Raw genomic sequence first — 25,883 nt, 5'->3', positions numbered from 1 at the left:
AAGGGGGTTGGCGCCTATATGGCCCTGATGACCCCCGTTTCGCCCAGTCTGGAAGACCGCCTTGACGAGGCCGCCCGCGCGGGAGATCCGCGCGCGGCGGTCTCTGTCGTTTTGCGCGAGGTCTTTGACGCCGCCCGCGCCCGGGCCGAGCGCAAGCTGGACGGCGGCATGAAGGGGCGCGAGGTCGCCCGCATCTACGCCACGGCCGCCGACGATCTGCTGGTCGCCCTGTGGCGGGTGGCGACCCAGGTCCTGTTTCCTGTCTCTGCGGTCGAGAGCGAACGCCTGTCCCTGGTGGCGGTGGGCGGCTACGGCCGGGGCGTTCTGGCGCCTTTTTCCGACCTGGACCTGCTGTTCCTGCGTCCCTCCAAGCCCACGCCGCGCGGCGAGAAGGTCATCGAATTCGTCCTCTATGTCCTGTGGGACCTGGGGGTGAAGGTCGGGCCGGCCGTCCGCTCGGTCGAGGAGTGTCTGACCCTGTCGCGCACCGACATGACGGTGCGGACCACCCTGCTGGAGGCCCGTCATCTGGCCGGGGACCAGGGCCTGTCGGACCTGATGATCGGCCGGTTCCGCGACATGGTGGCCAAGGCCGACCCCCGTCCCTTCATCGCCGCCAAGCTGGAGGAACGGGCCGTCCGCCACCAGAAGGCCGGCGCCACCCGCTACAAGGTCGAGCCCAACGTCAAGGACGGCAAGGGCGGGCTTCGCGACCTGAACACCCTCTACTGGATCGCCCGGTCCCTGGCGCCCGACAGCCGTCTGGGCGCGACGGTGATGGACGAGCTGTTCACCCCGCGCGAGCGCCGCATCTCTGACGAGGCCTTCGACTTCCTGTGGCGGGTCCGCATCCATCTGCACCTGATCGCTGGACGGGCCGAGGAGAAGCTGACCTTCGACATGCAGCCCGAGGTGGCCCGGCGCATGGGCTGGCAGGGACGGGGCGACGAACCGGCGGTGGAGCGGTTCATGCGCCGCTACTTCCTCTACGCCCGCGACGTCGGCGCCCTGACCCGCGCCATGTCGGCCAAGCTGGAGGCCCGCCACCAGAAGGCGGCGCAAGGCCTGTCGCGGCTGATGACCCCGTTCAGGCCTAACCGTCGCAAGCTGGAGGTCGAGGGGTTCTGGATCGATCAGGGCCGTCTGTCGGTCGAGGACGCCGCCGTGTTCGAACGCGACCCGGTCAAGCTGCTGACCCTGTTCGTCACCGCCGACCGCCACGACCTGGACCTGCACCCCGACGCCTATTCGGCCGTGACCCGGTCCCTGTCCCTGGTGACGCCCAAGCTGCGGCGCGATCCGGCGGCGACGCGGGCCTTCCTTGACATACTGGCGCACGGGCAGCGGCCCTATCGCACCCTGACCCTGATGAACGAGACGGGCCTGCTGGGCCGGTTCCTGCCCGAATGGGGGCGGATCGTCGGCCAGACCCAGTTCAACATGTATCACGCCTATACGGTCGACGAGCACACGCTCCAGGCCATCGGCGTCATCAACGACATCGCGCGCGGCAAGCTGAAGGCCGACCATCCGATGGCGACCGAGATCGTCCATCTGATCTCGGACATGGAAGCCCTGATGCTGGGCATGTTGCTGCACGACGTCGGCAAGGGCGGCGAGCGCGGCCAGCTGGAGGACGGGGCCATCGCCGCGCGCCGGGCCTGCGAACGGCTGGGCGTCGATCCGCGCCGCATCGAACTGGTGGTCTGGCTGGTGCGCAGCCACCTGGCCCTGTCCGACTACGCGCAGAAGCGCGACCTGTCCGACCCGGCGACCATCCGCGCCTTCGCCGAACTGGTAGGCGACCCTGAGCGGCTGCGGATGCTGCTGGTCCTGACCGTGGCCGACATCCGCGCCGTGGGGCCGGGGGTCTGGAACGGCTGGAAGGGCCAGTTGATGCGGACCCTCTACAATCAGGTCGCCGGCCTGTTCCGGGGCGAGGACGTGGCGCGCGAGGACGCGCTGGCGGCCCATCCGGCCCTGGTCGAACGCGCCCGTCAGACGGGCGCCGCCGCCGAGGCCGCGCCCGTCTCCCCGGTCGAGGGCCTGCCGGTCCAGGCCACCGAGATCTCCATCGCCGCCGCCGACCGGCCCGGCCTGTTCGCCGACCTGGCCCAGACCATGGCGGCCCTGGGCGCCGACGTGACCGACGCGCGGGTGGAGACGACGCGAGAGGGCGTGGTGCTGGACGTCTTCCGCGTCCAGGACGGCGCCGGCCTGCCCTATGGCCAGGCCGAGCCGCGCCGGCTCAAGGCCCTGATCGAGGCGCTGGAAAAGGCTGCGCGCGGCGACGACCGCATCGGCAAGGCGCCCGATCCCGCCGGCAACGCCCGCAAGGCCGCCTTCGAGGTCCGCCCCGTGGTCATGGTCGATCACCACGCCAGCGAGGCGGCCACCGTGGTCGAGGTCTCGGGCGCCGACCGGCCCGGCCTGCTGGCCGCCCTGTCGCGGGTGTTCAACGACGAGGGGCTGTCGATCCGCTCGGCCCATGTCGCCTCCTATGGCGAACGGGCGGTGGACAGCTTCTATGTGGTCGACCGCAAGGGCCGGAAGATCACTTCGGAACAGCGGATCGAGGAACTGCGGACCGCGCTGGAGGCCGTTCTGGACAGCCGCGCCCCGGCGCCCGAGGGCCGCAAGGTCCGCTCGGCCCGCGCCAGCGCCCGCGACGTCTCCGAACTGGGCCGCCGCGCGCGCAAGCCCGTTTCGCGGGAACCGGAAGCGCGCTAAGCCTCGGTCTCTTCCAGACATTCCCCGCCGGTCCGCATGAGCCTCGCCCGCAACACCCTGGTCCAGTCGACCCTGACCCTGGGCAGCCGCCTGCTGGGCTTCGTGCGCGACCTGGCCCTGTCGGCCCGGTTCGGCCAGGGGCCGATGATGGACGCCTTCACCACGGCGCTGATGCTGCCCAACATGTTCCGCCGCCTGTTCGCCGAGGGCGCCTTCGCCCAGGCCTTCGTGCCCGTCTATGGCGGGGTCAGGGCCCGCGACGGCGAGGAGGCGGCGGCCGTCACCGCCTCCGAGGCGCTCAGCTTCATGTTCGCCGTGGTCGCCGGCTTCTGCATCCTGCTGCAGATCGTCATGCCGTGGATCATGCCCTGGCTGCTGTCGGCCTATCGCGGCCAGCCCGAAGTGCTGCGCGCCGCCGTGACCGCGACCCAGTTGGCCATGCCCTATCTGGCCTGCATGACCATCGCCTCCCTGCTGTCGGGGGTGCTGAACACCGGCGGGCGTTTCGCCCTGTCGGCGGCCGTGCCGGTCTTCCTGAACCTCTGCACCCTGGCCGCCCTGCTGCCGCCCCTGTTCCTGCCGATCCCGCAGGAGACGGTGCTGCTGATGGTGACGGCGGCCGTGACCGTGTCGGGTCTGGTCCAGGCCGGCCTGTTGTGGTGGGGCGTGCGTCGTCTGGGCGTCCGGCTGAAGCTGGGCCTGCCGCGCATCACCCCCAATGTCCGCCGCACCCTGGGCCTGGCCGTGCCCGGCGCCCTGGCCGGGGGCGCCCTGCAGATCAATTCGCTGGTGTCGCAGTTCCTGACCGGATCCGACGCCGGCGCCCGTTCGGTCCTCTACAACGCCGACCGCCTGTACCAGCTGCCGCTCGGTCTGGTCGGGGTGGCCATCGGCCTGGCCCTGGTGCCGCGCCTGACCAAGGCCTTCGTCGCCGGCGATCACGCGGGCGGACAGAAGACGCTGGACGACGGCATCAACCTGGCCATGGCCTTCACCCTGCCCGCCGCCGTGGCCCTGTTCGTCATCCCCTTCTTCATCATCGACGCCACGGTGACGCGCGGGGCCTTCACCAGCGCCGACGCCGCCCGCACCGCCGACGTCCTGCGCCAGTTCGCCTGGGGCGTGCCCGCCTTCGTCCTGGCCAAGGTTCTGACCCCGCCCTTCTTCGCCCGCGAGGACACCCGCCGGCCGATGATCTTCGCCGTCTCCAGCGTGGTCGTCACCGTGGTCCTGGGCACGGGCCTGTTCGCCTGGTTCAGCGCCCAGGGTTGGGACGGCGTCCTGGGTCTGGCTATCGCCACCAGCACCTCGGCCTGGATCAATGTCGCCCTGCTGGGCGGGGTTCTGATCAAGGAGAACAGCTGGCGGCCGTCGCCCGCCTTCGTCTCGCGCATCATCCGCATCCTGGCCGCCAGCGCCGTCATGGCCGGCCTGCTGCTGCTGGCCGGCATCAACTATGGATTCCTGAGCCGGATCCTGCTGGCCAAGGAGATCGCGGTCCTGGTCGTCTGCGGCCTGGGCGCCGGGATCTACGGCGCCTGTCTGTTCGGTTTCCGCGCCGTCACCCTGTCCGAGCTGAAGTCCACCCTGCGCCGCGAAGCAGGCGGGTCGGCGGTCTCGGGTCTGGACTGAAACTATGGACTGATCGGGACCGAGGCGATAAGCGCGACGCATGACCTTCTCGGGCCCGATCTTCCGGCGATGGCGCGGCTGAACCGCCGCTCCCTTCGCCACGCCTGACACCGATTTATCGAGACCCGACCCCATGACCGATCAAACCTCGCCGACCGCTGCTCCGGCCTATGACGGCCCGCGCCGCATCCTGTCCGGCATCCAGGCCTCCGGCGCCCTGCACCTGGGCAACTACCTCGGCGCGCTGAAGCGGTTCGTCGAACTGCAGGACCAGGGCGCCCCGGTCTTCGTCTTCGTCGCCGACATGCACGCCATCACCGTCTGGCAGGATCCCGAGAAGCTGACGGCCCAGACGCGCGAGATCGCCGCCGCCTATCTGGCCTCGGGCCTGGATCCGAAGAAGTCGATCATCTTCCCGCAGTCGGCCGTGCGCGCCCACGCCGACCTGGCCTGGATCTTCAACTGCGTCGCCCGCCTCGGCTGGCTGGACCGGATGACCCAGTTCAAGGAGAAGTCGGGCAAGCACAAGGAACGGGCCTCGGTGGGCCTCTACACCTATCCGGTGCTCCAGGCCGCCGACATCCTGCTCTACAAGGCGACCGAGGTGCCGGTCGGCGAGGACCAGAAACAGCATCTGGAACTGACCCGCGACATCGCCGCCAAGTTCAACAACGACTTCGGCGTTCCCGGCTTCTTCCCGGTGCCCGAGCCCATCATCCAGGGCCCGGCGACCCGCGTCATGAGCCTGCGCGACGGGGCGGCCAAGATGTCCAAGTCGGATCCGTCCGACAACAGCCGCATCAATCTGACCGACGACGCCGACACCATCGCGTCCAAGATCAAGCGCGCCAAGACTGATCCCGAGCCCCTGCCGGAAACCCTGGACGGTCTTGCGGACCGGCCCGAGGCCAAAAACCTGATCGCCATCTACGCCGCCCTGTCGGACCAGACCCGCGAACAGGTCATCGCCCAGTTCGGCGGCCAGGGCTTCGGCGCCTTCAAGCCGGCCTTGGCGGATCTGGCCGTCTCGGCCCTGGCCCCGGTCACGGCCGAGATGCGCCGCCTGATGGACGACCCGACCGAAATCGACCGGGTGCTGAAGGACGGCGCCGAACGCGCCGCCGCCGTCGCCGATCCGGTGGTGGACGAGGTCAAGAAGATCGTCGGTTTCTGGCGGGCGTAAGGCGTCGGCGGTTTCCGGCTGCGGCCTCGTCGCGACCGGTTCCCTGTCCTCGTCGAGAGAGCTAGAAGCGCGGCCATGAGTCATCCTCTCGACCGCGCCGTCTGGAACGCCCTGAACACCCGGCTGTCGGCCTTCGCCACACCGGACTCCGACGCCCGCGCCGTCCGCATCGATCCGGAGGTCGGGGTCTTCCTGTCGGCGGTCGACCCCTCGCCCGAGAGCCGCGCCCGCCTGACTGAACTGGCCCGCCGGCACCCGGGCGCCAGCCTGGTCGAGCGCGCCGACGGGCCGATGGCCGACGTCCTGCCGGACGGCATCCCCGTCGATCGCCGCATCGGCCTGGTGCAGATGACCTCGGCCGCCCTGACCGCCGCCCGTGCGCCTGAGCTGGCGATGGAGACCCTGACCGAAGCCGACGCTCCCGCCATGCTGGAGCTGGCGCTTCTGACCAAACCCGGCCCCTTCCGCTCGAAGACCCGCGAGCTCGGTCCCTTCGTCGGGATCAAACAGGACGGGGTTCTGGTCGCCATGGCCGGGCGGCGGCTGCGGGTCGACGGTTTCACCGAACTGAGCGGGGTCTGCACCCACCCGGACCATCGCGGCCGGGGCTATGCGGCGGCCCTGTCGCGGGCGGTGGTCGGCGAGATCCACGCCTCGGGCGAGGCGGCCTTCCTGCACGCCTTCGCCGACCATGACGGCACCATCGCCTTCTATCGGTCGCTGGGCTTCGAGATCCGCGCGCCGATGACCTATACGATCCTGGCCGAATAGACGGCCAAACAGAGGGGGGAGACCGACATGGGCCTGTACGAGGCGAAGATCGCCTGGAGCCGGGGCGACCAGCCCTTCCTCGACAAGCGCTACAGCCGCGCCCACGTCTGGAGCTTCGACGGCGGGGCCGTGGTGCCGGGCTCCTCGGCCCCGTCCAGCGTACCCCTGCCGATGTCCGACGCCTCGGCGGTCGATCCGGAGGAGGCGATGATCGCCTCCCTGTCCAGCTGCCACATGCTGTGGTTCCTGGCCTTCGCCGCCAACGCCGGCCTGGTGGTCGACACCTATGTCGACGAGGCCTCGGGCAAGATGGGCAGGAACGAACAGGGGCGCGGCTATATCGCCGAGGTGACCCTGAATCCCTGCACCAGTTTCACCGGCCGCGTCCCCTCGCAGGAGGAGCTGGACGCCCTGCACCACCAGGCCCACGACCACTGCGAAATGGCCCATTCGGTGCGGGCGACCATCACCACGGTCGCGACGATCGGCTAACACGTTCGCGTGTTGGGATATCAATCTGTGATTGAATTTATGCAGCGCTCAGGTTTCACTGCCTTGGGAGATTGGCTCCCTTGGAGGTAAATCATGACTTCACGTCGAGTGGCTGCAGGCCTGTTCGTCGCGGCGCTGGTCGCTACGTCCGCCGCCGTGGCGGGGCAACCCGTCGCTGTTTCCAAGCCGACGCCGCAAATCTCCGCAAAGGGTCCGCAAGTCTCCAAGGTGCGTTACGACACCTATGCGCAATGTTACGGGGACACGCGCGTCCAGTGTCGGGCTCAGCACCCTGGCGACAATCCGGCCTTCATGGCGTGCTGGCAGGCTGCGCTTGCTGAGGTGTGCGCCGGTCTGCCGGGCGAGCCCTAGCGCTTTTCACGCCCGCTCTTTCCGAAGGGCGGGCGTATCTCTTTCAGGCCGCGATCCGCGTCTCTTCCTCGATCAGCGAGCGGAACAGGGCGTGTGCGGCGATCATGCCGTCCGAGGTCGCCAGGGTGATGTTGGAGGCGGCGCGGGCCAGGTCGCCGGCGGCGAAGACGCCCGGCTGGGTCGTCTGCTGCATCCCGTCCACCTTGATCACTCGGCCCATAGGCGTGTCGCTCATCTCGCAGCCCAGCCGTTCGGCGAAGGGGCTGGCGACCCGGACGCTGGCCCCGACGAAGATGGCCTTCAGTTCGACGAACCGCCCGTCGGTCAGACGCGCCCCGGTCAGGGTCGGCGCCTCGCCCTCCAGCCGGGCGATGGGCGTGGTCTCTATGACGACGCCGCGCCGGTAGAGCAGATGGGCGTCCTCCGGCGACAGACCGACGTCCAGCCCCATGAACAGGGTGACCTGCCCCCATTCGGCGACAGTGGCCGCATACTGCACCGCGTGCTCGCCCCGGCCCAGAACCCCTATGGGGCCGCCGCCGATCTCGTAGCCGTGGCACCAGGGACAGTGGAGCGCGGTCCGGCCCCAGCGTTCCTTCACCCCCGGAATGTCCGGCGTCTCGTCCTCGACCCCGTGCGACAGCAGCAGGCGCCGGCCGGTGGTCTTCGTCCCATCGGCGAAGGCGACTTGGAAACCGCCGTCGATCCGTTCGACCGCGACCGCCTCGGCCATGCGGAAGGCGGCGGTGGGATAGGCGGCGATCTGGGCGCGGGCCGTGGCCGCAATCTCGGCGCCCGGCTTGCCGTCATTGGTCAGGAAACCGTGGGCGCGGGCGGCGAACCGGTTGCGCGGCCGACCGTCGTCGATGACCAGCACCCGGCGTCGCGCCCGGACCAGCTGCATGGCGGCGGACAGGCCGGCGTAGGAGCCGCCGAGGATCAGGGCGTCGTGCGGCATGGGCTCAGGGCTTTGAACTGTGGGCATGGAGCAGGTCCCTCTTCGGATGGGCGGCCAGACGCCGCGAGAAGTCGGCCGCCAGATCGGCCAGGGTGATCTGGTTCAGTCGCGCGACCAGCAGGGCCCGGGCGGCGGCGTAGGTCTCGCCCAGGGCGTCGTTGACCGCCGCTTCGACCAGACAGCCCTCGGCCTCGACCGGCGGGGCCTCGGGGATCAGGCCGGGCTCGCCCAGGGCCGCATGGACCTGGCCCAGACTGACCTGGTCCAGCGGCCTGGCCAGCCGCCAGCCGCCGCCGTGGCCCTTTTCCGAGGCGACCAGACCCTGGTCGCGCAGGCCCGCCATGGTCCGGCGCACCACGACCGGATTGGTCGACAGGCAGGTCGCTAGCTGGTCGGAGGTCATCGGCGCGCCGGTCCGCGCCTCATGTTCGGCCATGTGCAGCAGGGCGTGCAGGATGTTGGAGAGGCGGGAGTCCCTTTTCATGTAACTTCAATTGTTACGTGATGGGCCGTCCGTCAAGCCGGGCTGTCGGGATTCTTTTTCAGAGGGTCGGGACCGCGTCGGTCAGGAAGGCGCGGAAGCGGCGCAGGGCCTCGACCGTCAGTTCCGGGTCATGGCGCATCGGGCCGTTGTTGGTCGGTTCGTCAAAGGCGTGGGTGCCGGTCGCGACCCAGCTCTCGACCTCGGCCCCGCAGTTGCGGATCATCGTATTGACCAGTTCGGCGTTGCGGACGGTGGTCAGGTGATCACGCCTGCAGGTGACGGCCAGCACCTTGGGGCAATGCCGCCAGGGCTTCATCCGGTTGAAGGCGAACGGGCCGATATAGGGATACATCAGCCAGACGGCCCGCACGCCCGACAGGTCGGCGTCGCCGGGGTTGGTCACCCCCATCGTGTTGGGCAGGGGTTCGGCGCTCATCATCTCCATGATCGACCAGCCGCCGTGGCTCCAGCCGCCCAGGGTCAGTTTCCTCGCGTCCACGTCCGGCCGGGCCGAAATCCCCTGGATCGCCGCCAGGACGTCGCCGGCCCGTTCGTAACCGCGGAAGGACAGGCCGGTGCAGACGGCCGTCAGGGTGAAGGCCCGGCCCCAGCCGCGCGGCCCGTAGGAATCGACGATGAAGGCGCGCCAGCCCGCCGCCTTGGCCGCCTCGGCATAGCGGGGCAGGTGGTCGCGCAGGCCCCCGCAGCCGTGGAACAGCAGCACCGCCGGCCGGGGTTTGTCGTCGTCGGGCCCCACGGCGATGACGTGGGGCTCCAGCCTGGCCCAGCGGCGCTTCAGATCGTCCATCCCCGACTTACGCCGCAGCTTGACGGCGAAAACCAGTCCCCCTTGCGTATTTCGATATTCAGATATATCTAAACCCTCGTGAATAGATATATCGAAAAGGAATCGATCATGAGGTCCAAGGGGATCTTCCAAGGCCGCCGCGACGGATGCGGCGAAAAACACGGCCGCCACGGCGGCTTCGCCCATGCCTTCGGTCACGGCTTCGGGCGCGGAATGCGCGGCGGACGCGGCGCGGACTTCGGTCCCGGCTGGGAGGGCGGCGAAGCCCGAGGGCGCGGCCATGGTCACGGCCGACGCGGCGGCGGCCGCCTGTTCGACCACGGCACGCTGCGCTGGGTCCTGCTGTCGCTGATCGCGGAAAAACCCAGCCACGGCTACGAACTGATCAAGGCGGTCGAAACGAAACTGGGCGGCGCCTATTCGCCCAGCCCCGGCGTCATCTATCCCAGCCTGACCCTGCTGGAGGAGATGGGGGCGCTGGAGTCCGAGGCCCAGGGCGGCAAGAAACTGTATTCGATCACCGGCGCCGGTCGCGCCATGCTGGCCGAGAACGAGGAGATCCTGCGCGCCGCCGAGGCGACCATGGACAAGTTCGCCGCCCGCGCCATGCGCCCCGCCGCGATCCACGACGCCATCGGCCGTCTGCGCGCGACCATCCATGGTCGTCTGACCGGAGAGACGGCCCTGACCGAGGCCCAGGTCCAGGCCATAGCCGCCATCCTGGCCGAGGCCGCCGACAAGGTGGAACAGGCATGACCGACGCGCTTCGCATCCCTCGACGCGTGCGCCACGAGCTGAGGTTCCGCACCCTGACGGTCGCCTCGGTCCAGGATCTGACCCCGGCCTATCGCCGCATCGTGCTGGAGGGGCCGGACCTGGCGGGCTTCGTCTCCCTGGGCTTCGACGACCATGTGAAGATCTTCCCGGTCGCCGAGGGCCAGGCCCCGGTCCTGCCGACCGTGGGGCCGGACGGTCCGGTCTTTCCCGAGCCGCGTCCGGTCGCCCGCGACTATACGCCTCGCGCCTATGACGCCGCCGCCAACCGGTTGACGCTCGACTTCGTCGTCGGCCACGGGGGGCCTGCGACCGAATGGGCCATGGCGGCGCGGCCAGGTGCTGTCCTGGGGCTGGGCGGGCCGCGCGGATCCTTCATCGTACCGACCGCCTTCGCCGACCATGTGCTGATCGGCGACGAGACGGCGCTTCCGGCCATCGCCCGCCGACTGGAGGAATTGCCCGCCGGCGTCCGCGCCCATGTGGTGGTCGAGGTCGCCGATGCGGCCGCGACCCTGGATCTGCCCAGCGTCGCCGAGGTCGCCGTGACTTGGGCCGTCCGCGACGGGGGCCCGCGCGGTCGGGCCGAGCCCCTGCTGTCTGTGGTCGAAACGGCCCTGGCTCAGGTCGACCGGTCCGACGCCTATGTCTGGATCGCCGCCGAATCCGCCGTGGCCAAGGCCTTGCGGGCCAGGGTGCTGGACCTGGGTTTCTCGCCCAAGGCGATGAAGGCCGCCGGCTACTGGCGTCAGGGCGGCGCCGGGGCGCACGAGGTCATCAAGGACTGATCGTCCTCACCCCGCGCCGCGCCCGCCACTCGCAGCGTCAGGTTCAGTCGCCCGCCGCCGGGGATCAGGCGCGACGAGCCTTCCAGCACCCGGTCGACGCCGTGGCGGGCCAGCCGCGCCGGCCCCGTCAGGGCGCAGACGTCGCCGCTCTCCAGCTTCAGCGTCGTGGTGCGGCCGCCCTCGGCCGGGCCGATGCGGAACAGGGCCGCATCCCCAAGCGATACCGACAGGACCGGCGCCCCCAGATCGGTTTCGTCCCGATCCTGGTGCAGGCCCATCCTCGCGCCCTCGCGATACAGGTTGACCAGACAGGCGTCGGGCCGCGCGGGTCCGCCCACCGTGGCGTCCCACAGGTCCAGTAGCGCCTGCGGAATGGCCGGCCAGGCCGCTCCTGTCTCAGGGTGGGTCGGCTGATAGCGATAGCCCGCCCGGTCCGAGACCCAGCCCAGCGGCCCGAAATTGCTCATCCGCACCGAGAAAGGCCGCCCGCCGGGCGTCTGCGGCCGATAGAGGGGCGCCTGGTCCAGCCGCGCGAACACAGCCTCGACCAGTTCGGCCTGGGCGCGGGCGTCCAGCGCCCCCGGCCATAGCCGGAACCCCTCCATGGCGGTCTTAACCTCTGAAACAGCGGACATGGCCCGATCCTGAGCGAAAACCGATCCCGCCGCACCGCTGAATCGCACATCGCCCTTGCAGGCCTAGGGGTCTTTCCCATATCGGGGCCAGCTTCGGAGAAACCCCGAGAAGTTTGGGGCTATCCGGCATCCATCAAACGCCAACCCAACTGGGGGCGGTCACGCGCGGCGCTTCGACGAAGGCCGCCGCATCGCCCGCCGATACGGAGAGAATAGTACGCCCATGGCCAAGATTATCGGCATCGACCTCGGCACCACCAACTCGTGCGTGGCCGTCATGGACGGCAAGAACCCCAAGGTCATCGAAAACGCCGAAGGCGCCCGCACCACCCCGTCGGTGGTCGCCCTTCAGGACGGCGGCGAGACCCTGGTCGGTCAGCCGGCCAAACGCCAGGCCGTCACCAACCCGGCCAACACCTTCTTCGCCATCAAGCGCCTGATCGGCCGCAACTTCGACGATCCCGTCGTGGCGAAGGACAAGGGCATGGTCCCCTACGAGATCGTCAAGGGCCCGAACGGCGACGCCTGGGTCCGCGCCCACGGCAAGGACTATTCGCCCCAGCAGATCTCGGCCTTCACCCTGACCAAGATGAAGGAAGCCGCTGAGGCCTATCTCGGCGAGAAGGTGACCCAGGCCGTCATCACCGTCCCGGCCTATTTCAACGACTCCCAGCGTCAGGCCACCAAGGACGCCGGCAAGATCGCCGGCCTGGAAGTCCTGCGCATCATCAACGAGCCGACTGCGGCCGCCCTGGCCTATGGCCTTGAGAAGAACGAAGGCCAGAAGATCGCCGTCTATGACCTGGGCGGCGGCACCTTCGACGTCTCGATCCTGGAAATCGGCGACGGCGTCTTCGAGGTGAAGTCGACCAACGGCGACACCTTCCTGGGCGGCGAGGACTTCGACGTGCGTCTGGCCGACTATCTGGCGGACGAGTTCAAGAAGGAACAGGGCGTCGACCTGCGCCAGGACAAGCTGGCCCTGCAGCGCCTGCGCGAAGAGGCCGAAAAGGCCAAGAAGGAGCTGAGCTCCACGACCCAGTACGAGGTCAATCTGCCGTTCATCACCATGAACGCCTCGGGCCCGCTGCACCTGAACATCAAGCTGTCGCGCGCCAAGCTGGAAGCCCTGGTCGAAGACCTGGTCGCTCGCACCATCGAGCCGTGCAAGAAGGCCCTGGCCGACGCCGGCCTGAAGGCCTCGGACATCGATGAAGTGGTTCTGGTCGGCGGCATGACCCGGATGCCCAAGGTCCAGGAGGCCGTGAAGGCCTTCTTCGGCAAGGAGCCGCACAAGGGTGTGAACCCTGACGAAGTCGTGGCCCTGGGCGCCGCCGTTCAGGCCGGCGTTCTGCAAGGCGACGTCAAGGACGTGCTGCTGCTGGACGTGACCCCGCTGACCCTGGGCATCGAGACCCTGGGCGGCGTCTTCACGCCCCTGATCGAGCGCAACACCACGATCCCGACCAAGAAGAGCCAGACCTTCTCGACCGCCGACGACAACCAGTCGGCCGTGACGATCCGGGTCTTCCAGGGCGAGCGTCCGATGGCGTCCGACAACAAGATCCTGGGTCAGTTCGATCTGGTCGGCATTCCGCCGGCGCCGCGTGGAATGCCGCAGATCGAAGTCGCCTTCGACATCGACGCCAACGGCATCGTCAACGTGTCCGCCAAGGACAAGGCGACCAACAAGGAACACTCGATCCGCATCCAGGCCAACGGCGGCCTTTCGGACGCCGACATCGACAAGATGGTCAAGGAAGCCGAGGCCAACGCCGCCGCCGACAAGGTCCGCAAGGATCTGGTCGAGGCCCAGAACGCCGCCGACAGCCTGATCAACTCGACCGAGAAGGCCCTGGCCGATCACGGCGACAAGGTGGACGTCGAGGTCAAGACGGCGATCGAGACCGGCCTGGCCGAGCTGAAGACCGCCCGCGAGGGCACGGACGCCGAGGACATCCGCACCAAGACCAACACCCTGGTCCAGGCCTCGATGAAGCTGGGCGAGGCCATGTACGCCCAGCAGCAGGGCGACGCCGCCGCTGAAGGCCAGCCGGCCGACGACGGCGTGGTCGACGCCGAGTTCGAGGAAGTCTCGGACGCCGACGGCGACGAGAAGAAGAGCGCCTGATCCGCAACAGGTCGGCGAAATGATACGGCCCCGCTTGTCTCTCGATAGGCGGGGCCTTTTCATGAAACTTGCATCATTCGTCCCGGCCCCCATGTCAGCCGGGACACCGTGGTTTCGTCAGCGCTCGCAAGAACCTGATCGTCCCGACAGGACGTGACTCAGGTTCTCGTTAAAGAGGCGCGGCGGGAGCCGGCAGGGGAAGTAAGAGGACGGACGCCCGATGGCGCGTGACTATTACGAGATTCTGGGCGTCGAACGGACGATCGACGCGCCCGGTCTGAAATCGGCCTATCGCAAGCTGGCCATGATCCACCACCCGGACCGCAACGGCGGCTCGGAAGAGTCGATGGCGCAGTTCAAGGAGATCTCCGAGGCCTATACGGTCCTGTCGGACGCTGACAAGCGGGCGGCCTACGACCGGTTCGGCCATGCGGGCGTCAACGGCGGCGGGGGCGGCAATCCCTTCGGTCAGGGTGGCCAGCAGGGCTTCTCCGACATCAACGACATCTTCTCCCAAGTCTTCGGCGACGCCTTCGGGGACGCCTTCGGCGGCCGCCAGCAGGGCCGCGGCCAGCAGGGCGGCCCGCGTCGCGGCTCTGATCTGCGTTACGATCTCGAGATCACTCTGGAGCAGGCCTACAAGGGCGCCGAGGTCGATATCGCCATTCCGGCGACCCTGACCTGCGAGACCTGCGAGGGCTCGGGCGCCAAGCCGGGCACCAAGCCGGTCACCTGCACCACCTGCAACGGCGCCGGCCGCGTGCGTCAGGCCAACGGTTTCTTCCAGGTCGAGCGCACCTGCCCCCGCTGCCACGGCGCCGGTCAGATGATCGCCGACCCCTGCACGACCTGTCACGGCCACGGTCAGGTCCGCAAGACCCGCAACCTCAGCCTCAAGATTCCCGCCGGCGTCGACGACGGCTCGCGCATCCGCCTGTCGGGCGAGGGCGACGCCGGTCAGCGCGGCGGTCCGCGCGGCGACCTCTATGTCTTCCTGTCGGTGACGCCGCACGACCTGTTCGAGCGCGACAATCTGGATCTGCTGGTCACCGTGCCCGTGCCGATGACGGTGGCGGCCCTGGGCGGAGAGATCGACGCTCCCTGCCTGGTCTCCGACGCCTGCGACGGCCAGTGCAAGGCCGGGGTCACGGTTCCCGCCGGCGCCCAGACGGGCAAGACGGTCCGGATCAAGGGCAAGGGCATGCCCCACCTGAACGGCCGTGCTCGCGGCGATCTGGTGGTCGAACTGTTCGTCGAGACCCCGACCGACCTGACGCCGCGTCAGAAGGAACTGCTGGAAGAGCTTGCCCTGTCGTTCGGCGAGGCGCAAAACCCCCGCAACTCCAGCTTCGCCGGAAAGGCGAAGCGCTTCTGGGCCGACATCCTGGGCAATCAGGACGCGGACGGATCGAAAGAAAACGTGGTTTGAGCGCCATCTTCCACGCCGGCATTTCCGGCTATCGCGGCCGGATGGGTCGTGCAGTTTCCCAGGTGCTGGACGCGCGCGAGGACGTGGTCGTCGCCGCCCGTTTCGACTGGGGCGAGACGGCCGACATCTCGCTGTGCGACGTCATCATCGACTTCTCGACGCCGGACGCCTCGGTGGCCTTGGCGCAAGGCGCGGCCGAGCGCGGGGGCCCCGCCCTGGTGATCGGCTCGACCGGCTTCACCCCCGAGCAGGAGGCCGAACTGCTGAAGGCCGCCGAGAAGATCGCCATCGTCAAGAGCGGCAACTTCTCCCTGGGCGTGAACATACTGATCGGCCTGGTCCAGCACGCGGCCCAGCGCCTGGACGCCCAGGACTGGGACATCGAGATCACCGAGGCTCATCATCGTCGCAAGGTGGATTCCCCGTCGGGGACCGCCCTGATGCTGGGCGAGGCCGCCGCTGAGGGTCGATTCACCGACCTGGCCGACGTCCGCTCCAAACCCTATGACGGCGTCGAGGGCGAGCGCGAGAGCGGCAAGATCGGCTTCGCCTCGATCCGCGCCGGCGGCATAATCGGCGAGCATACGGTGATGTTCGCCTCCGAGGACGAGGTCCTGACTCTCAGCCATTCGGCCATCGACCGGAGCCTGTTCGCCAAGGGCGCCGTCGCCGCCGCCGCCTGGGTGCGCACCCGCCGCCCCGGCCTTTACGACATGCAGGACGTATTGGGCTTCCGGCAGGCCTGACGGGCTGCCGGCGCAGGCAATGAAGAGGCCCGGAGAGCGATCTCCGGGCCTCTTTCGATTTCAGACCTGGCCCTCCGAAGGCGCGGAGGGCGCAATATCAGTGCGCCACCCTGCGTCGCCCGAAGGCCGAGCCGGTCAGCAGCGACTTGATCAGGAAGAAGATGGCGATGACGATCGCGTAGCCCAGGAAAAGGGCCAGGGCCGTCATCCAGAAGCCGACCGACAGCAGGGCCGGCAGGGCGAAATCGCCGCCGTTCAGCACGGGCAGCACCGCCAGGACGATCAGATGCACCAGGGTCGCCCCCAGGGCGGTCGAGCCCAACGATCGCCAGTCCACCATCATCAGGGCGGCGATCACGGCGATGATCAGCCCCATCACCTGGTTCACGCCATCGAAGCCGGCGCTGGCGAGACCCACGATCCCGCTCAGGAAGTCGCCGATCTGGGCGATCAGATTTTCCACGTCGTCACTCCTGCAAGAGGTTGAGGTCGCCGGCGAAGCTTGACCCGGTCATGACGGTTAACGCCGAACGCGCGAAAACGCTCCCGCAGGGAGACATCACCGGCTCCCCGGCCTATGTGTGCGCCGCAACATCGAAGGAACGACATGGCGGACGGCAAGGGCGCCGAGGATATCGCGGGCGGCATCGCGCTCAGGATCGCGGCGGCGGGATCCTTCTCCGTCATGACGGCGGTGCTGAAACTGGCCTCTCTGGACGGGGTGGTCGCGCCGGAGATGCTGTTCTACCGCGCCTTCTTCGGCCTGCCCGTGGTCCTGATCTGGGTGCTGACCCTGCAGGGCGGCCCGAAGGCGGGTCTCGCCAATCTGACCACGCGCCGGCCCTGGGCCCATGTGACCCGCAGCGCCATCGGCATCGCCTCCATCCTGTGCGTCTTCCAGACCCTGACGCTGCTGCCGCTCGCCGACGCCACGACCATCAGTTTCACCGCCCCCATCTTCGCCACCCTCCTGTCCTTCCTGATCCTGAAGGAAGCGGTCGGACCGCGCCGGTGGGCGGCCGTGGCCGTGGGCTTCATCGGCGTGATCATCGTCATGCGGCCCATTTCCCTTGTTTCAGGCGGCGGCGACCATGCCGTACCCCTGGCCGGCGTAGGCTTCGGCCTGGCGGCGGCCTTGCTGACGGCGGCGGTGACCATCACCCTGCGCCAGCTGCGCGGCTCCGAACACGTCGCCGCCATCGTCTTCTGGTTCTTCGTCGCCTCGTCGATCGTGGGCGCCGTCCTGCTGCCCTTCGTCGGCAGTCTGCACCAGCCGACCACCTACGCCCTGCTGGTCGCCTCGGGCGTCGCGGGCGGCCTGGCCCAGCTGTTCATGACCGCCTCGCTGAAGGCCGCACCCGTCGCCGTGGTCGCCCCGTTCGACTATCTGCAGATCGTCGGCGCCATAATCTTCGGCTGGTGGCTGATGGATTCGACCCCCGCCCTGAACACTTTAGCCGGCGCCGCCCTGATCGCCTCCAGCGGCCTCTATACGGCCTGGCGCGAGCACGTCCGCCGCAAGGACAGCCTGATCCAGCCGACCGCGCCGCCGGTCTAGCCCCTCCTGTGCCGGGCTCCCAATCCGATCCTTGCGGAACTGTGGTCGAGGCGGCGTCCTTGAACGTCGGACGTGTTTTCGGCTCGACCTTTACGGCGAGTTCACTTGGACGATCTCTACCCACACCCTTAGGTGCTGGATGTCGGCGACCGGCCGAGGGAGAGGCGAATCCATGTTCGATCGGCGCATAATTCTGGCGGGTGGCCTGGCGGCGGCGGGGTTCGGAACCCCGGTCTTCGCCGCACCGATGACGGATCAGATCGATCGGATCGACGGCGTGGTCGCCGAGTTCGGCTTCAACGGCGTCGTCCTGCTGGGCGATCATGGTCGGGCGACCTTCCGCAAGGCCTATGGCTTGGCCGACGCCGAGACGAACCGTCCGGCCTCGCCCGCCGACCGCTATGTCATCGCCTCGATCTCGAAATGGCTGACCGTCGCCGCTGTGCTGCGACTGGTCGAACAGGGAACAATGCGGCTGGACATGACCGTCGCCGACGGCCTGCCGAGCTTCCGCGACCGGCCCGGCGGCCGGGTCGCCCTTCACCAGCTGCTCAGCAACACCAGCGGCATTCCCAATCTTTTCGGGCCGGCGGTCAGGGCCGATCCTGCCTTGACCTCATCGACCTTGAGCGCGGCGCAGGCCGCAGACGCCTTCTGTTCGGGCGAGCTGATCTTCGAACCGGGGGCGCGGTTCGATTACGCCCTGACCAACTGGATCCTGGTCATAGCCCTTGTGGAGGCGGCCGCCGGTCGCCCGTTCGAACGGGTGGTCGACGACCTGGTTGTCACGCCTTTGCGGCTCCGGGACACGGGCGTGGCCGGCGACGACTTCGCCGATCGGCCCGATACGGCCAAGGCCTATGCGACCCTTGTCCCGCCGACGTTGAAGATGGCCCGGCGCCCAGCCTTCCTCGCCGCTGCTGGCGGCTTCTGCAGCACCGCCGACGACCTGCTGCGCGCGGCCTGGGGCGTCTTCGACACGCCCCTTCTGACGCCCATCTCTCGCGCCGAGATGCTGACCGTCCGCGTGCCGGAGCAGCACTACGCCCTCGGCGGACGGGTGGCGTCCCTGACGACGCCGCAGGGTGTGCGGTCAGCGGCCTGGGAAACCGGCCGGACCGAGGGCTATCGCTCGGTCCTCGCCCATGTGCTGGACGATAAACGCACCGTCGTCCTGCTGAACAACACAGACCTGTCGCAACAGACCATGGACCGGATCGCACTTCGACTGCTCGACGCGGACTGGGCCTAGCGCAACCGACCTCTACCGTCCCGTCGAGCCGAAGCCGCCCGCGCCGCGCGCCGTTTCGTCCAGCGTCTCGACCTCGACCCAGTCGGCGCGTTCGTGCCTGGCGATCACCAGTTGGGCGATCCGCTCGCCGCGACGGATGACGAAGGGCTCGGCGCCGATATTGGCCAGGATCACCCCGCATTCGCCGCGATAGTCGCTGTCGATCGTGCCCGGCGCATTGGGGCAGATGATCCCGTGCTTCAGGGCCAGGCCCGAACGCGCCCGCACCTGGGCCTCGTAACCCAGCGGCAGGGCGATCTTCAGCCCCGTGGGCACCAGGGCGCGGGCGCCCGGCGCCAGCGTCATCGGCTGGTCCTCGGGCACGGCGGCGCGCAGGTCCATCCCGGCCGATCCCGCCGTCTCATAGGCCGGCAGCGGCAGGCCCTCCGAATGCGGCAGGCGCAGGATCTGGATGGCGGTGGTCTCGGTCATTACTGGTCCTTGAAATGGTCGGCGATCCGGGCGGCGACGGCCCGGGCGATGGCGGTCTTGGACTGGCGCGGCCAGGTCTCGGTCCTGTCGGCGGTGACCAGCAGGACGGCGTTGCCGTCCGAGCCGAAGACGTCGTCGGACACGTCGTTGCCGACGATCCAGTCGCAGCCCTTGCGCGACAGCTTGGCCCGAGCGTTGGATTCCAGATCGCTGGTCTCGGCGGCGAAGCCGATCACCAGTTTCGGCCGGTTCGGGCCGGGCGCGGCTATGCCCGCCAGAATGTCGGGGTTCTCGATCAGGGCCAGGGTCGGCGGGCCGCCCGGTCCCTTCTTGATCTTGCCGCCGGCGATCATGTCGACGCGCCAGTCGGCGACGGCGGCGGACAGGACGGCGATGTCGGCGGGCAGGGCGGATTGCGTCGCCGCCTGCATCTCCAGCGCGCTCTCGACGTCGATCCGCGTCACCCCCGTCGGCGCCGGCAGGGCGGTCGGGCCGGACACCAGGGTCACCTCTGCGCCCAGTGCGCCGAGTGCCGCCGCGATGGCGTAGCCCTGTTTGCCGCTGGAGCGATTGGTCAGGCCCCGCACCGGGTCGATCGGCTCGAAGGTCGGGCCGGCCGTGACGACGGCCTTGCGCCCCGCCAGCGGCCGCCCCTCGGCGCCGGCCAGCAGGCCCTCGATGGCCTCCAGGATGGCCGCCGGTTCGGCCATCCGACCGGGGCCGAATTCGCCGCAGGCCATCTCGCCGCTGTCCGGTCCAACCACGGCCGCGCCATGGAAGCCGTCGAAACCCTTCAGCCGCTCGATATTGGCCCGCACCGCCGGATGCTCCCACATCCGCACATTCATCGCCGGCGCCAGCAGCACCCGCTTGTCGGTGGCGATCAGGGTGGTCGAGGCCAGGTCGTCGGCCAGACCGTTCGCCGCCTTGGCGATCAGCCCCGCCGTCGCCGGCGCCACCACCACCAGATCGGCCCAGCGCGACAGTTCGATATGACCCATGGAGGTCTCGTCCTCGGGGTGGAACAGGCCGGACCGCACCGGATGGCCGCTCAGCGCCGCCAGCGACAGGGGCGTGACGAACTCGGCCCCGGACTCGGTCAGTATGACCCGCGTCTGGCCCCCGGCCTTGGCGATCAGCCGGATCAGCTCCAGCGCCTTGTAGGCCGCTATGCCGCCGCCGACGATCAGCAGGATCTTGCGGTTCGAGAGAGGGCGATTGTCCATGCCCCCGGTCTAGCCGCCCCGCGTGACGCCGTCGAGACGAGAACATTGCGCGAACAACAAGGTTGTGTTTATATCGCGCATAACGGGTATATGGGCGGGAGGGAAGGATGAGACTACAGACGGGATTGGTCGCGATCGCGCTTCTGGCGCTGGCGGCCTGCGACAACGCCTCGGCGGTCGAGACGTGGGATCGGGCGGCGGTCGCCGCATCCATCGCCCCCAAGGTCTCCGAAAAAGTTGAGACCACCACGACGCGGCAGGTGGCGCCGGGCCTGACGGTCAGTCGGACCGAGACGGTGGACGCCAAGATCGCCCGCCTCTACGCCCGCAACGGCGCCGACTTCGGCGCGGCCTCGGCCGAGGACTATCTGTCGAAGGTCACCGCCTTCACCACCCGGCCCCCGCGCGACGCCGAGACGGTGAAACGCCCCAACGGGGACACCCTGATCTATCAGGCCTCGACCAACACCTTCGCCGTGGTGGCCCGCAGCGGCACGCCTCGCACCATGTTCAAGCCGACCACGGGCGCCGACTACTGGGCCGAACAGAAGGCGGCGGCTCCGACCTTCGGTCAGAGGCGGCAATCGACGGGCGACGCCGGCTGATATAGAGGCGGGGTTCGACGAAGGACCCTTGCCCATGGCCGATACGCCCGCTTTCGACACGCCGCCGCTGAAGACCGCCCTGATCTATGATTTCGACGGCACCCTGGCGCGGGGCAACATGCAGGAGGTCAGCTTCATCCCCTCGGTGGGCATGGGCATCGGCGCCTTCTGGGAAGAGGCGGAGCGCCTGACCAAGGAGGCCGACGGCGACGGCATACTGATGTACATGCAGTTGATGCTGCACCACGCCCGCCAGAACGGCACGCCGGTGACGCGCGAGACCCTGCGCGACCACGGCCGCGAGGTGGCCTTGTTCGAAGGACTGAAGGACCTCAGCTGGTTCGACCGGATGAACGAATTCGGGGCCCGCTATAATCTCGAGATCGAGCATTACATCGTCTCCGCCGGTCTGGAGGAGATGATCGAGGGCACGCCGATCCGCCCGGCCCTGACCCATGTCTTCGCCTCCCACTATGTCTATGACGACCGGGGCGAGGCCGCCTGGCCGGCGGTGGGCGTCAACTACACCACCAAGACCCAGTATCTGTTCCGCATCAACAAGGGCGTGAACAACCACTGGGAGCACGAGCGGATCAATCATTTCATCGCCGACGACCAGCGGCCGGTGCCGTTCGAGCGGATGATCTTCATCGGCGACGGCGACACGGATGTCCCGACCATGAAGATGATGCACACCAAAGGCGGTTTCTCGATCGCCGTCTACGACCCGCGCTCGAACGAGAAGGATCAGAAGAAGGTCTATTCCCTGATCTCCGAGGACCGGGTGAATTTCGTCGCCGCCGCCGATTATCGCGAGGGCTCGGCCCTGGATCTGGTGGTCAAGGGCCTGATCGGCCGCATCGCCATCAACGCCGGAACCATGCCGGCGGGCCTCTGATCGCACTTGCGTCCGGAACGCCGTTCGGTCACGACTGATGGTTGCGGCCGCGCCGCGCCGTCAGGGAGGACGAGATGCGGATCTACAGACCCCGCCGGGCCGTCGCCCGGCTGACGGCCCTCGTCGTCGTCCTGGGCCTGGGCCTGGGCCTGGGCCTCGGCCTGCTGCACGCCCCCGGGGCGCGGGCCCAGACCCCGACGGCGCCGGAGACGACGGCGCAACAGTTGTCGGCCGTGCAGGAAGCCCCGGTCCCCGGTTTTCCCCACGCCGTGATCTACCGCCTGCCCGGCGAGGGTCCGCGTCCGGTGGTGGTGATCGTGGCCGGCGCCGAGGGCGGCGACGGCGCGGGGCGGCGCTTTGGCCCGATCCTGGCCCGGCTGGGCTACGCCGCTGTCGGCCTGCCCTATTATTCCGCCGACTGGGGCGACTTCGGCCCGCCGCCCGAGTTTCCCGACCTGCCGGGCAGTTTCATCGACATCCGCGTCGACCAGATCGCCGACCTGCGCGAGACCCTGCGCGCCATGCCCGGCCTCGATGTCGACCGGTTCGGCCTGTTCGGCGGCTCCAAGGGGTCCGAACTGGCCCTGATCGCCGCCAGCCGCTACCCCTGGATCGACGCCGTGGTCGCCTATACGCCGTCGGACCTGGTCTGGGAGGGATGGGGCCTGGAAATGGTCGAGGCCGAGGGCACGCGTTCCTCCTTCGCCTTCGACGGCGTTCCCCTGGCCTTCATGCCCTATCGCGGCTTCGTCGAGGGGCTCATGGCCGGTCCGGGCAAGGCCGACCTGCGCGCCATCCACGAGAACGGTCGCGCCGCCCACCCCGAGCGCGAGGCGGCGGCCCGGATCCCGGTCGAGGCCTATGCCGGTCCCCTGATGCTGATCGCCGGCGACCGCGACGCGCTGTGGAACTCCGGTCGCATGGCGCGCAACATCGTCGCCAGCCGCGAGGCCGCCGGGCTCGCCACCACCGCCCTGATCTATCCCGAGGCCGGTCACGACCTCGCCGGGGACGGCGGCCCGCGCGACGATCCTCGCAGCGGCGGCTCGCCCCAGGCTGACGCCGACGCCCGCGCCGACGCCTGGCCCAGGGTGATCGCCTTCCTGTCGAGCGGCCTGAACCCCTAGCGGCCCCCGGCCCGCATCCACGCCTCGCGCGCGCCGGTCAGACGCGCCGGGATCAGGCCGCGCAGCGACTGGGCGCCGGTGGCGCGCAGCCCCGCCTCCTGATGCTTCTGCCAGACGAGGGTGGAGACATAGGCCGTCCCCTCGGCCACATCGATCACCACCACCTCGGCCGGCAGGGCCACGCCCCGGTCCAGCCGCAACTTCATGCCGTGGTCGGATAGATCGACGATCAGACAGGCCATCTCCAGCCCCGGCGCGGAGATGACGCCTCGCGCATTGACCGTGCGCCGCGGCTCCGCGCGACGCTCGGCGCCGTCGCGCCCGGACTTGGAACCAAACACTATCATGCCCTCAGGAACGCGCGAGACGGCGGCGAGTAGCATCCGGTCCGGGGCGTCCGTCAAGCGGCATGAGGCGCCGTTTCGCCGGCGTCCCCGCCCATGCCCGGGCGGCCTCGACCGAATGCGCGATGATCGTGCAGCCGAGCGGGTCCTGGAACCCGAAACGGCGGCCGAATGGTCCCGCCCTGGGCGTGCGAAGACGGCCGGCGTCCCGCGTCGGATGCGGGGATCTCGGACGCTACTTCAGCGGTTGGTCCTGACCTTTCTGGCCCGGACGCTCCGCTGAGCGGCGTCAGTGCTGATTTTCCGGCAGGCGCACGACCAGGCCCTCCAGCGCGTCGGAGACGCGGATCTGGCACGACAGTCGGCTGTTCGGCTCCACCGCCTCGGCGAAGTCCAGCATCGACTCCTCCATGGCGCTGGGCTTGCCGGTCGCCTCGCGCCAGGCCTCGTCCACATAGACGTGGCAGGTGGCGCAGGCGCAGGCGCCGCCGCAGTCGGCGTCGATGCCGGGCACATTGTTGCGGATCGCGCCTTCCATGACGCTCAAGCCCGGTTTCACGTCGACGACGTGTTCGGTGCCGTCATGCTCGATATAGGTGATGGTCGCCATGGGCCGCTCTCTATCAAGCCGGGCCGTCCGCGCAAGGCCGTAAGTTTACGCCATATCCGGGATATGGCATTCTGAGCGCATGGGAGAGATGCGAAAGATCACGGCCTTCATTCCCGTCGAACTGATCGAAAGCGGTCAGCGCATCACGGGCGAGGGGGTCAGCGAGACCATCCGCGAGGCCCTGCGCCAGATGCGGCACGCAGACGCCTGTCGGCGTTGGCTGGAGCTTCGCGGCACGATCGATCTCGAGGCTGACGGCACGACCCTGGCGGAACTACGCGAGGACAAGGAGTACGACTTGTGATCGCGGTCGATACGTCCACCGCAGTCGACTGGTTGAAGGGCGTCGATGACCGGCGAACGGCCCTGATGGCGGAAGCTTTCACTGAACTGACTTTGGTCCTGCCTCCGGTGGTCGTCACCGAACTGCTGACCTATCCGGCGGGGGCTCAGCTCTTGTCTCTGGTGGAGGACACGCGTCTCGCGCCGATCAGCGAGGGCTATTGGACACGCGCCGGCGAATCCCGGCGTCTGCTGAAGGCGAAGGGGCTCAAGGCCAAGTTGGCCGACACCCTCATCGCCCAATGCTGTATCGATGCGGGTATTCCGCTCATCGCGACGGACACGGATTTCCGCCATTTCGCCGCCCATTGTGGTCTTCAGCTGGCGTAAGCGGAGATGAGGCGCGCCTCTCAGGCCGCCACATAGACCCAGGCCTCGGTTCCGGACGTCAGGGGCGTCAGGATGCGGCGATAGTCCTCGGCCTCGTAGAGGTCGGCGGCGGCCAGTTCCTCGGCGGTGATGCGGAACACCATGCCGGGGATGACGTCGGCCGGGTCGCCGCTGTGGGTCAGAATCGGATGGTGGGTCAGGCCGCTCTCGGCGACGACCTCCCGGTCCGTGATCTCGATCCGGCCCAGGGCGAAGCCGACCAGGCTGTCGGCCGTTCCTTCCAGCAGACGGCCGAAATTGGCGGTCTGCACCGCCGGATCCTGCAGGGTTCCATAGGAGAACAACAGGACGTCGGCGGTCATGGAAGGAACGGGCTCCGTTTCAGGCGATCAGGCGGCGGTCTTCTTGCGGCTCGGCGCGACCATCAGCTTCTTGGTCTCGGCGATGGCCTTGGCCGGGTTCAGCCCCTTGGGGCAGACCTGGGCGCAGTTCATGATCGTGTGGCAGCGGTACAGCTTGAACGGATCTTCCAGGTCGTCGAGCCGCTTTTGCGTTGCGTCGTCGCGGCTGTCCGAGATCCAGCGGTACGACTGCAGCAGGGCCGCCGGGCCCAGATATTCTTCCTGGTTCCACCAGTAGCTGGGGCAGGAGGTCGAGCAGCAGGCGCACAGGATGCACTCGTACAGGCCGTCCAGCTTCTCGCGCTCGGCCGGGGTCTGCAGACGCTCCTTCTCGGGGTCCGGCTCGTCCGACTGCAGATAGGGCTGGATCGAGTCGTACTGGGCGTAGAACAGGCTCAGGTCCGTCACCAGATCCTTGACCACCGGCTGGTGGGGCAGGGGGGCGATGGTGATGTTATGCGACGAGCACTCGTCCCAGCCCTTGGTGCAGGCCAGGGTGTTGCGCCCGTCGATGTTCATCGAGCAGGAGCCGCAGATGCCCTCGCGGCACGAGCGACGGAACGACAGGGTCGGGTCGATCGTGTTCTTGATGTGGATCAGGGCGTCCAGCAGCATCGGGCCGTGGTCGCCGGTCGGCACCTCATAGGTGTCCCAGCGCGGATCGGCGTCGACTTCCGGATCGTAGCGATAGACCTTGTAGGTCTTGACGTCCTTGGAGCCCGGCGCGGCCTTGTGGACCTTGCCCTTGGTGGGCTTGGAGCCCTTGGGGAGGGAGAGCTGAACCAT

29 protein-coding genes are annotated in these 25,883 nt (G+C 68.7%); 18 read left to right on the top strand and 11 right to left on the bottom strand.

Annotated elements, in window-relative coordinates; genetic code table 11:
- The first annotated feature begins 18 nt into the window (after positions 1–18).
- From glnD to ACIQ1T_RS08435, 6 genes are all read left to right on the top strand, one after another.
- The gene (glnD, locus tag ACIQ1T_RS08460) at positions 19–2,730 is read left to right on the top strand and encodes a [protein-PII] uridylyltransferase (RefSeq protein WP_395944098.1); all 2,712 of its coding nucleotides are present in this window, start codon (positions 19–21) and stop codon (positions 2,728–2,730) included.
- Between the two features lie 36 nt (positions 2,731–2,766).
- Complete coding sequence (gene murJ / locus ACIQ1T_RS08455; RefSeq protein ID WP_395944097.1) at positions 2,767–4,362, top strand: murein biosynthesis integral membrane protein MurJ; 1,596 nt, start codon at positions 2,767–2,769, stop codon at positions 4,360–4,362.
- Between the two features lie 133 nt (positions 4,363–4,495).
- Positions 4,496–5,545, top strand: a complete 1,050-nt coding sequence (gene trpS / locus ACIQ1T_RS08450; protein WP_395944096.1) for a tryptophan--tRNA ligase — start codon at positions 4,496–4,498, stop codon at positions 5,543–5,545.
- 75 nt (positions 5,546–5,620) lie between these two features.
- On the top strand, positions 5,621–6,316 hold the full coding sequence (locus ACIQ1T_RS08445) for a GNAT family N-acetyltransferase (protein ID WP_395944095.1): 696 nt from the start codon (positions 5,621–5,623) through the stop codon (positions 6,314–6,316).
- 27 nt (positions 6,317–6,343) lie between these two features.
- A complete protein-coding gene (locus ACIQ1T_RS08440) occupies positions 6,344–6,808 on the top strand; it encodes an OsmC family protein (RefSeq protein WP_395944094.1) in 465 nt (154 codons plus the stop codon).
- Positions 6,809–6,901: 93 nt separating this feature from the next.
- Positions 6,902–7,180: a hypothetical protein gene (locus ACIQ1T_RS08435; RefSeq protein WP_395944093.1), complete on the top strand. Its 279-nt coding sequence runs from the start codon at positions 6,902–6,904 to the stop codon at positions 7,178–7,180.
- Positions 7,181–7,223: 43 nt separating this feature from the next.
- Here the strand turns inward: ACIQ1T_RS08435 and ACIQ1T_RS08430 are convergent, their stop codons facing one another.
- From ACIQ1T_RS08430 to ACIQ1T_RS08420, 3 genes are read right to left on the bottom strand one after another with little or no spacing between them, the layout of a single operon-like run.
- Complete coding sequence (locus tag ACIQ1T_RS08430) at positions 7,224–8,165, bottom strand: NAD(P)/FAD-dependent oxidoreductase (protein WP_395944092.1); 942 nt, start codon at positions 8,163–8,165, stop codon at positions 7,224–7,226.
- Positions 8,143–8,622 carry an Rrf2 family transcriptional regulator gene (locus ACIQ1T_RS08425; protein ID WP_395944091.1) on the bottom strand — a complete coding sequence of 160 codons (480 nt, stop codon included), beginning with the start codon at positions 8,620–8,622 and terminating at the stop codon, positions 8,143–8,145. Before ACIQ1T_RS08425 ends, ACIQ1T_RS08430 begins: the two co-directional genes overlap by 23 nt.
- 58 nt (positions 8,623–8,680) lie before the next feature.
- Entirely contained in the window at positions 8,681–9,430 is a 750-nt protein-coding gene (locus ACIQ1T_RS08420; RefSeq protein ID WP_395944090.1) for a dienelactone hydrolase family protein, read from the bottom strand.
- 108 nt (positions 9,431–9,538) lie between these two features.
- Between ACIQ1T_RS08420 and ACIQ1T_RS08415 the strand changes: the two genes are divergently transcribed.
- On the top strand, positions 9,539–10,186 hold the full coding sequence (locus ACIQ1T_RS08415) for a PadR family transcriptional regulator (protein ID WP_395944089.1): 648 nt from the start codon (positions 9,539–9,541) through the stop codon (positions 10,184–10,186).
- Entirely contained in the window at positions 10,183–10,992 is an 810-nt protein-coding gene (locus ACIQ1T_RS08410) for a siderophore-interacting protein (RefSeq protein WP_395944088.1), read from the top strand. Before ACIQ1T_RS08415 ends, ACIQ1T_RS08410 begins: the two co-directional genes overlap by 4 nt.
- Here ACIQ1T_RS08410 and ACIQ1T_RS08405 read toward each other — a convergent pair.
- On the bottom strand, positions 10,953–11,627 hold the full coding sequence (locus tag ACIQ1T_RS08405) for an alpha-ketoglutarate-dependent dioxygenase AlkB (protein ID WP_395944086.1): 675 nt from the start codon (positions 11,625–11,627) through the stop codon (positions 10,953–10,955). The two genes, ACIQ1T_RS08410 and ACIQ1T_RS08405, sit on opposite strands and share 40 nt — an antisense overlap.
- 223 nt (positions 11,628–11,850) lie before the next feature.
- Here ACIQ1T_RS08405 and dnaK point away from each other — a divergent pair, with 223 nt between their 5' ends.
- The 3 genes from dnaK to dapB all read left to right on the top strand — a co-directional run bounded on the left by dnaK (position 11,851) and on the right by dapB (position 15,933).
- A complete protein-coding gene (dnaK, locus tag ACIQ1T_RS08400; RefSeq protein ID WP_395944085.1) occupies positions 11,851–13,758 on the top strand; it encodes a molecular chaperone DnaK in 1,908 nt (635 codons plus the stop codon).
- A gap of 220 nt (positions 13,759–13,978) precedes the next feature.
- Entirely contained in the window at positions 13,979–15,187 is a 1,209-nt protein-coding gene (dnaJ, locus tag ACIQ1T_RS08395; protein WP_395944084.1) for a molecular chaperone DnaJ, read from the top strand.
- Entirely contained in the window at positions 15,184–15,933 is a 750-nt protein-coding gene (gene dapB, locus ACIQ1T_RS08390; protein ID WP_395944083.1) for a 4-hydroxy-tetrahydrodipicolinate reductase, read from the top strand. The genes dnaJ and dapB overlap by 4 nt, the downstream gene beginning before the upstream one ends.
- Before the next feature lie 97 nt (positions 15,934–16,030).
- Here the strand turns inward: dapB and ACIQ1T_RS08385 are convergent, their stop codons facing one another.
- Positions 16,031–16,396: a hypothetical protein gene (locus tag ACIQ1T_RS08385; RefSeq protein ID WP_395944082.1), complete on the bottom strand. Its 366-nt coding sequence runs from the start codon at positions 16,394–16,396 to the stop codon at positions 16,031–16,033.
- Positions 16,397–16,540: 144 nt separating this feature from the next.
- On the opposite strand from ACIQ1T_RS08385, the gene ACIQ1T_RS08380 reads away from it, so the two are divergent.
- The gene (locus ACIQ1T_RS08380) at positions 16,541–17,491 is read left to right on the top strand and encodes a DMT family transporter (protein WP_395944081.1); all 951 of its coding nucleotides are present in this window, start codon (positions 16,541–16,543) and stop codon (positions 17,489–17,491) included.
- Positions 17,492–17,663: 172 nt separating this feature from the next.
- On the top strand, positions 17,664–18,743 hold the full coding sequence (locus ACIQ1T_RS08375) for a serine hydrolase domain-containing protein (protein ID WP_395944080.1): 1,080 nt from the start codon (positions 17,664–17,666) through the stop codon (positions 18,741–18,743).
- A 12-nt stretch (positions 18,744–18,755) separates the two neighbouring features.
- On the opposite strand, the gene dut is transcribed toward ACIQ1T_RS08375, so the two are convergent.
- Both dut and coaBC read right to left on the bottom strand, forming a co-directional pair.
- Positions 18,756–19,214 (bottom strand): dUTP diphosphatase, encoded by a 459-nt coding sequence (gene dut / locus ACIQ1T_RS08370; RefSeq protein ID WP_395944079.1) that lies wholly within the window; start codon positions 19,212–19,214, stop codon positions 18,756–18,758.
- Entirely contained in the window at positions 19,214–20,440 is a 1,227-nt protein-coding gene (gene coaBC / locus ACIQ1T_RS08365) for a bifunctional phosphopantothenoylcysteine decarboxylase/phosphopantothenate--cysteine ligase CoaBC (protein WP_395944078.1), read from the bottom strand. Before coaBC ends, dut begins: the two co-directional genes overlap by 1 nt.
- Before the next feature lie 107 nt (positions 20,441–20,547).
- Here coaBC and ACIQ1T_RS08360 point away from each other — a divergent pair, with 107 nt between their 5' ends.
- From ACIQ1T_RS08360 to ACIQ1T_RS08350, 3 genes are all read left to right on the top strand, one after another.
- Positions 20,548–21,045: an S-type pyocin family protein gene (locus ACIQ1T_RS08360; protein WP_395944077.1), complete on the top strand. Its 498-nt coding sequence runs from the start codon at positions 20,548–20,550 to the stop codon at positions 21,043–21,045.
- 34 nt (positions 21,046–21,079) lie between these two features.
- Positions 21,080–21,943, top strand: coding sequence for an HAD family hydrolase (locus tag ACIQ1T_RS08355; RefSeq protein ID WP_395944076.1), 864 nt, complete (start codon positions 21,080–21,082; stop codon positions 21,941–21,943).
- Between the two features lie 74 nt (positions 21,944–22,017).
- Positions 22,018–23,070, top strand: coding sequence for a dienelactone hydrolase family protein (locus ACIQ1T_RS08350; protein ID WP_395944075.1), 1,053 nt, complete (start codon positions 22,018–22,020; stop codon positions 23,068–23,070).
- Here ACIQ1T_RS08350 and ACIQ1T_RS08345 read toward each other — a convergent pair.
- Entirely contained in the window at positions 23,067–23,417 is a 351-nt protein-coding gene (locus tag ACIQ1T_RS08345) for a PilZ domain-containing protein (RefSeq protein WP_395944074.1), read from the bottom strand. The genes ACIQ1T_RS08350 and ACIQ1T_RS08345 overlap by 4 nt on opposite strands.
- Before the next feature lie 286 nt (positions 23,418–23,703).
- Positions 23,704–24,024 (bottom strand): 2Fe-2S iron-sulfur cluster-binding protein, encoded by a 321-nt coding sequence (locus tag ACIQ1T_RS08340; RefSeq protein WP_395944073.1) that lies wholly within the window; start codon positions 24,022–24,024, stop codon positions 23,704–23,706.
- Between the two features lie 88 nt (positions 24,025–24,112).
- Between ACIQ1T_RS08340 and ACIQ1T_RS08335 the strand changes: the two genes are divergently transcribed.
- Both ACIQ1T_RS08335 and ACIQ1T_RS08330 read left to right on the top strand, forming a co-directional pair.
- A complete protein-coding gene (locus ACIQ1T_RS08335) occupies positions 24,113–24,328 on the top strand; it encodes a hypothetical protein (protein ID WP_395944072.1) in 216 nt (71 codons plus the stop codon).
- On the top strand, positions 24,325–24,696 hold the full coding sequence (locus ACIQ1T_RS08330) for a PIN domain-containing protein (protein WP_395944071.1): 372 nt from the start codon (positions 24,325–24,327) through the stop codon (positions 24,694–24,696). The genes ACIQ1T_RS08335 and ACIQ1T_RS08330 overlap by 4 nt, the downstream gene beginning before the upstream one ends.
- 20 nt (positions 24,697–24,716) lie before the next feature.
- Here ACIQ1T_RS08330 and ACIQ1T_RS08325 read toward each other — a convergent pair whose 3' ends face one another.
- Positions 24,717–25,058: a gamma-glutamylcyclotransferase family protein gene (locus tag ACIQ1T_RS08325; protein WP_395944070.1), complete on the bottom strand. Its 342-nt coding sequence runs from the start codon at positions 25,056–25,058 to the stop codon at positions 24,717–24,719.
- Between the two features lie 27 nt (positions 25,059–25,085).
- A complete protein-coding gene (locus tag ACIQ1T_RS08320; protein WP_395944069.1) occupies positions 25,086–25,883 on the bottom strand; it encodes a succinate dehydrogenase iron-sulfur subunit in 798 nt (265 codons plus the stop codon).

Source organism: Brevundimonas sp. (assembly GCF_044336875.1).
GTDB lineage: Bacteria > Pseudomonadota > Alphaproteobacteria > Caulobacterales > Caulobacteraceae > Brevundimonas.
Note: the sequence above shows the minus strand (reverse complement) of the source record. Positions and strands in the feature narration are given on the sequence as shown.

What these genes read in the sequence shown, in the direction of transcription:
- glnD (WP_395944098.1), top strand. Translation starts at nt 19, where the DNA reads ATGGCCCTGATGACCCCCGTTTCGCCCAGTCTGGAAGACCGCCTTGAC.
- murJ (WP_395944097.1), top strand. Translation starts at nt 2,767, where the DNA reads ATGAGCCTCGCCCGCAACACCCTGGTCCAGTCGACCCTGACCCTGGGC.
- trpS (WP_395944096.1), top strand. Translation starts at nt 4,496, where the DNA reads ATGACCGATCAAACCTCGCCGACCGCTGCTCCGGCCTATGACGGCCCG.
- ACIQ1T_RS08445 (WP_395944095.1), top strand. Translation starts at nt 5,621, where the DNA reads ATGAGTCATCCTCTCGACCGCGCCGTCTGGAACGCCCTGAACACCCGG.
- ACIQ1T_RS08440 (WP_395944094.1), top strand. Translation starts at nt 6,344, where the DNA reads ATGGGCCTGTACGAGGCGAAGATCGCCTGGAGCCGGGGCGACCAGCCC.
- ACIQ1T_RS08435 (WP_395944093.1), top strand. Translation starts at nt 6,902, where the DNA reads ATGACTTCACGTCGAGTGGCTGCAGGCCTGTTCGTCGCGGCGCTGGTC.
- ACIQ1T_RS08430 (WP_395944092.1), bottom strand. Translation starts at nt 8,165, where the DNA reads ATGCCCACAGTTCAAAGCCCTGAGCCCATGCCGCACGACGCCCTGATC.
- ACIQ1T_RS08425 (WP_395944091.1), bottom strand. Translation starts at nt 8,622, where the DNA reads ATGAAAAGGGACTCCCGCCTCTCCAACATCCTGCACGCCCTGCTGCAC.
- ACIQ1T_RS08420 (WP_395944090.1), bottom strand. Translation starts at nt 9,430, where the DNA reads ATGGACGATCTGAAGCGCCGCTGGGCCAGGCTGGAGCCCCACGTCATC.
- ACIQ1T_RS08415 (WP_395944089.1), top strand. Translation starts at nt 9,539, where the DNA reads ATGAGGTCCAAGGGGATCTTCCAAGGCCGCCGCGACGGATGCGGCGAA.
- ACIQ1T_RS08410 (WP_395944088.1), top strand. Translation starts at nt 10,183, where the DNA reads ATGACCGACGCGCTTCGCATCCCTCGACGCGTGCGCCACGAGCTGAGG.
- ACIQ1T_RS08405 (WP_395944086.1), bottom strand. Translation starts at nt 11,627, where the DNA reads ATGTCCGCTGTTTCAGAGGTTAAGACCGCCATGGAGGGGTTCCGGCTA.
- dnaK (WP_395944085.1), top strand. Translation starts at nt 11,851, where the DNA reads ATGGCCAAGATTATCGGCATCGACCTCGGCACCACCAACTCGTGCGTG.
- dnaJ (WP_395944084.1), top strand. Translation starts at nt 13,979, where the DNA reads ATGGCGCGTGACTATTACGAGATTCTGGGCGTCGAACGGACGATCGAC.
- ACIQ1T_RS08380 (WP_395944081.1), top strand. Translation starts at nt 16,541, where the DNA reads ATGGCGGACGGCAAGGGCGCCGAGGATATCGCGGGCGGCATCGCGCTC.
- ACIQ1T_RS08375 (WP_395944080.1), top strand. Translation starts at nt 17,664, where the DNA reads ATGTTCGATCGGCGCATAATTCTGGCGGGTGGCCTGGCGGCGGCGGGG.
- dut (WP_395944079.1), bottom strand. Translation starts at nt 19,214, where the DNA reads ATGACCGAGACCACCGCCATCCAGATCCTGCGCCTGCCGCATTCGGAG.
- coaBC (WP_395944078.1), bottom strand. Translation starts at nt 20,440, where the DNA reads ATGGACAATCGCCCTCTCTCGAACCGCAAGATCCTGCTGATCGTCGGC.
- ACIQ1T_RS08360 (WP_395944077.1), top strand. Translation starts at nt 20,548, where the DNA reads ATGAGACTACAGACGGGATTGGTCGCGATCGCGCTTCTGGCGCTGGCG.
- ACIQ1T_RS08355 (WP_395944076.1), top strand. Translation starts at nt 21,080, where the DNA reads ATGGCCGATACGCCCGCTTTCGACACGCCGCCGCTGAAGACCGCCCTG.
- ACIQ1T_RS08350 (WP_395944075.1), top strand. Translation starts at nt 22,018, where the DNA reads ATGCGGATCTACAGACCCCGCCGGGCCGTCGCCCGGCTGACGGCCCTC.
- ACIQ1T_RS08345 (WP_395944074.1), bottom strand. Translation starts at nt 23,417, where the DNA reads ATGATAGTGTTTGGTTCCAAGTCCGGGCGCGACGGCGCCGAGCGTCGC.
- ACIQ1T_RS08340 (WP_395944073.1), bottom strand. Translation starts at nt 24,024, where the DNA reads ATGGCGACCATCACCTATATCGAGCATGACGGCACCGAACACGTCGTC.
- ACIQ1T_RS08335 (WP_395944072.1), top strand. Translation starts at nt 24,113, where the DNA reads ATGCGAAAGATCACGGCCTTCATTCCCGTCGAACTGATCGAAAGCGGT.
- ACIQ1T_RS08325 (WP_395944070.1), bottom strand. Translation starts at nt 25,058, where the DNA reads ATGACCGCCGACGTCCTGTTGTTCTCCTATGGAACCCTGCAGGATCCG.
- ACIQ1T_RS08320 (WP_395944069.1), bottom strand. Translation starts at nt 25,883, where the DNA reads ATGGTTCAGCTCTCCCTCCCCAAGGGCTCCAAGCCCACCAAGGGCAAG.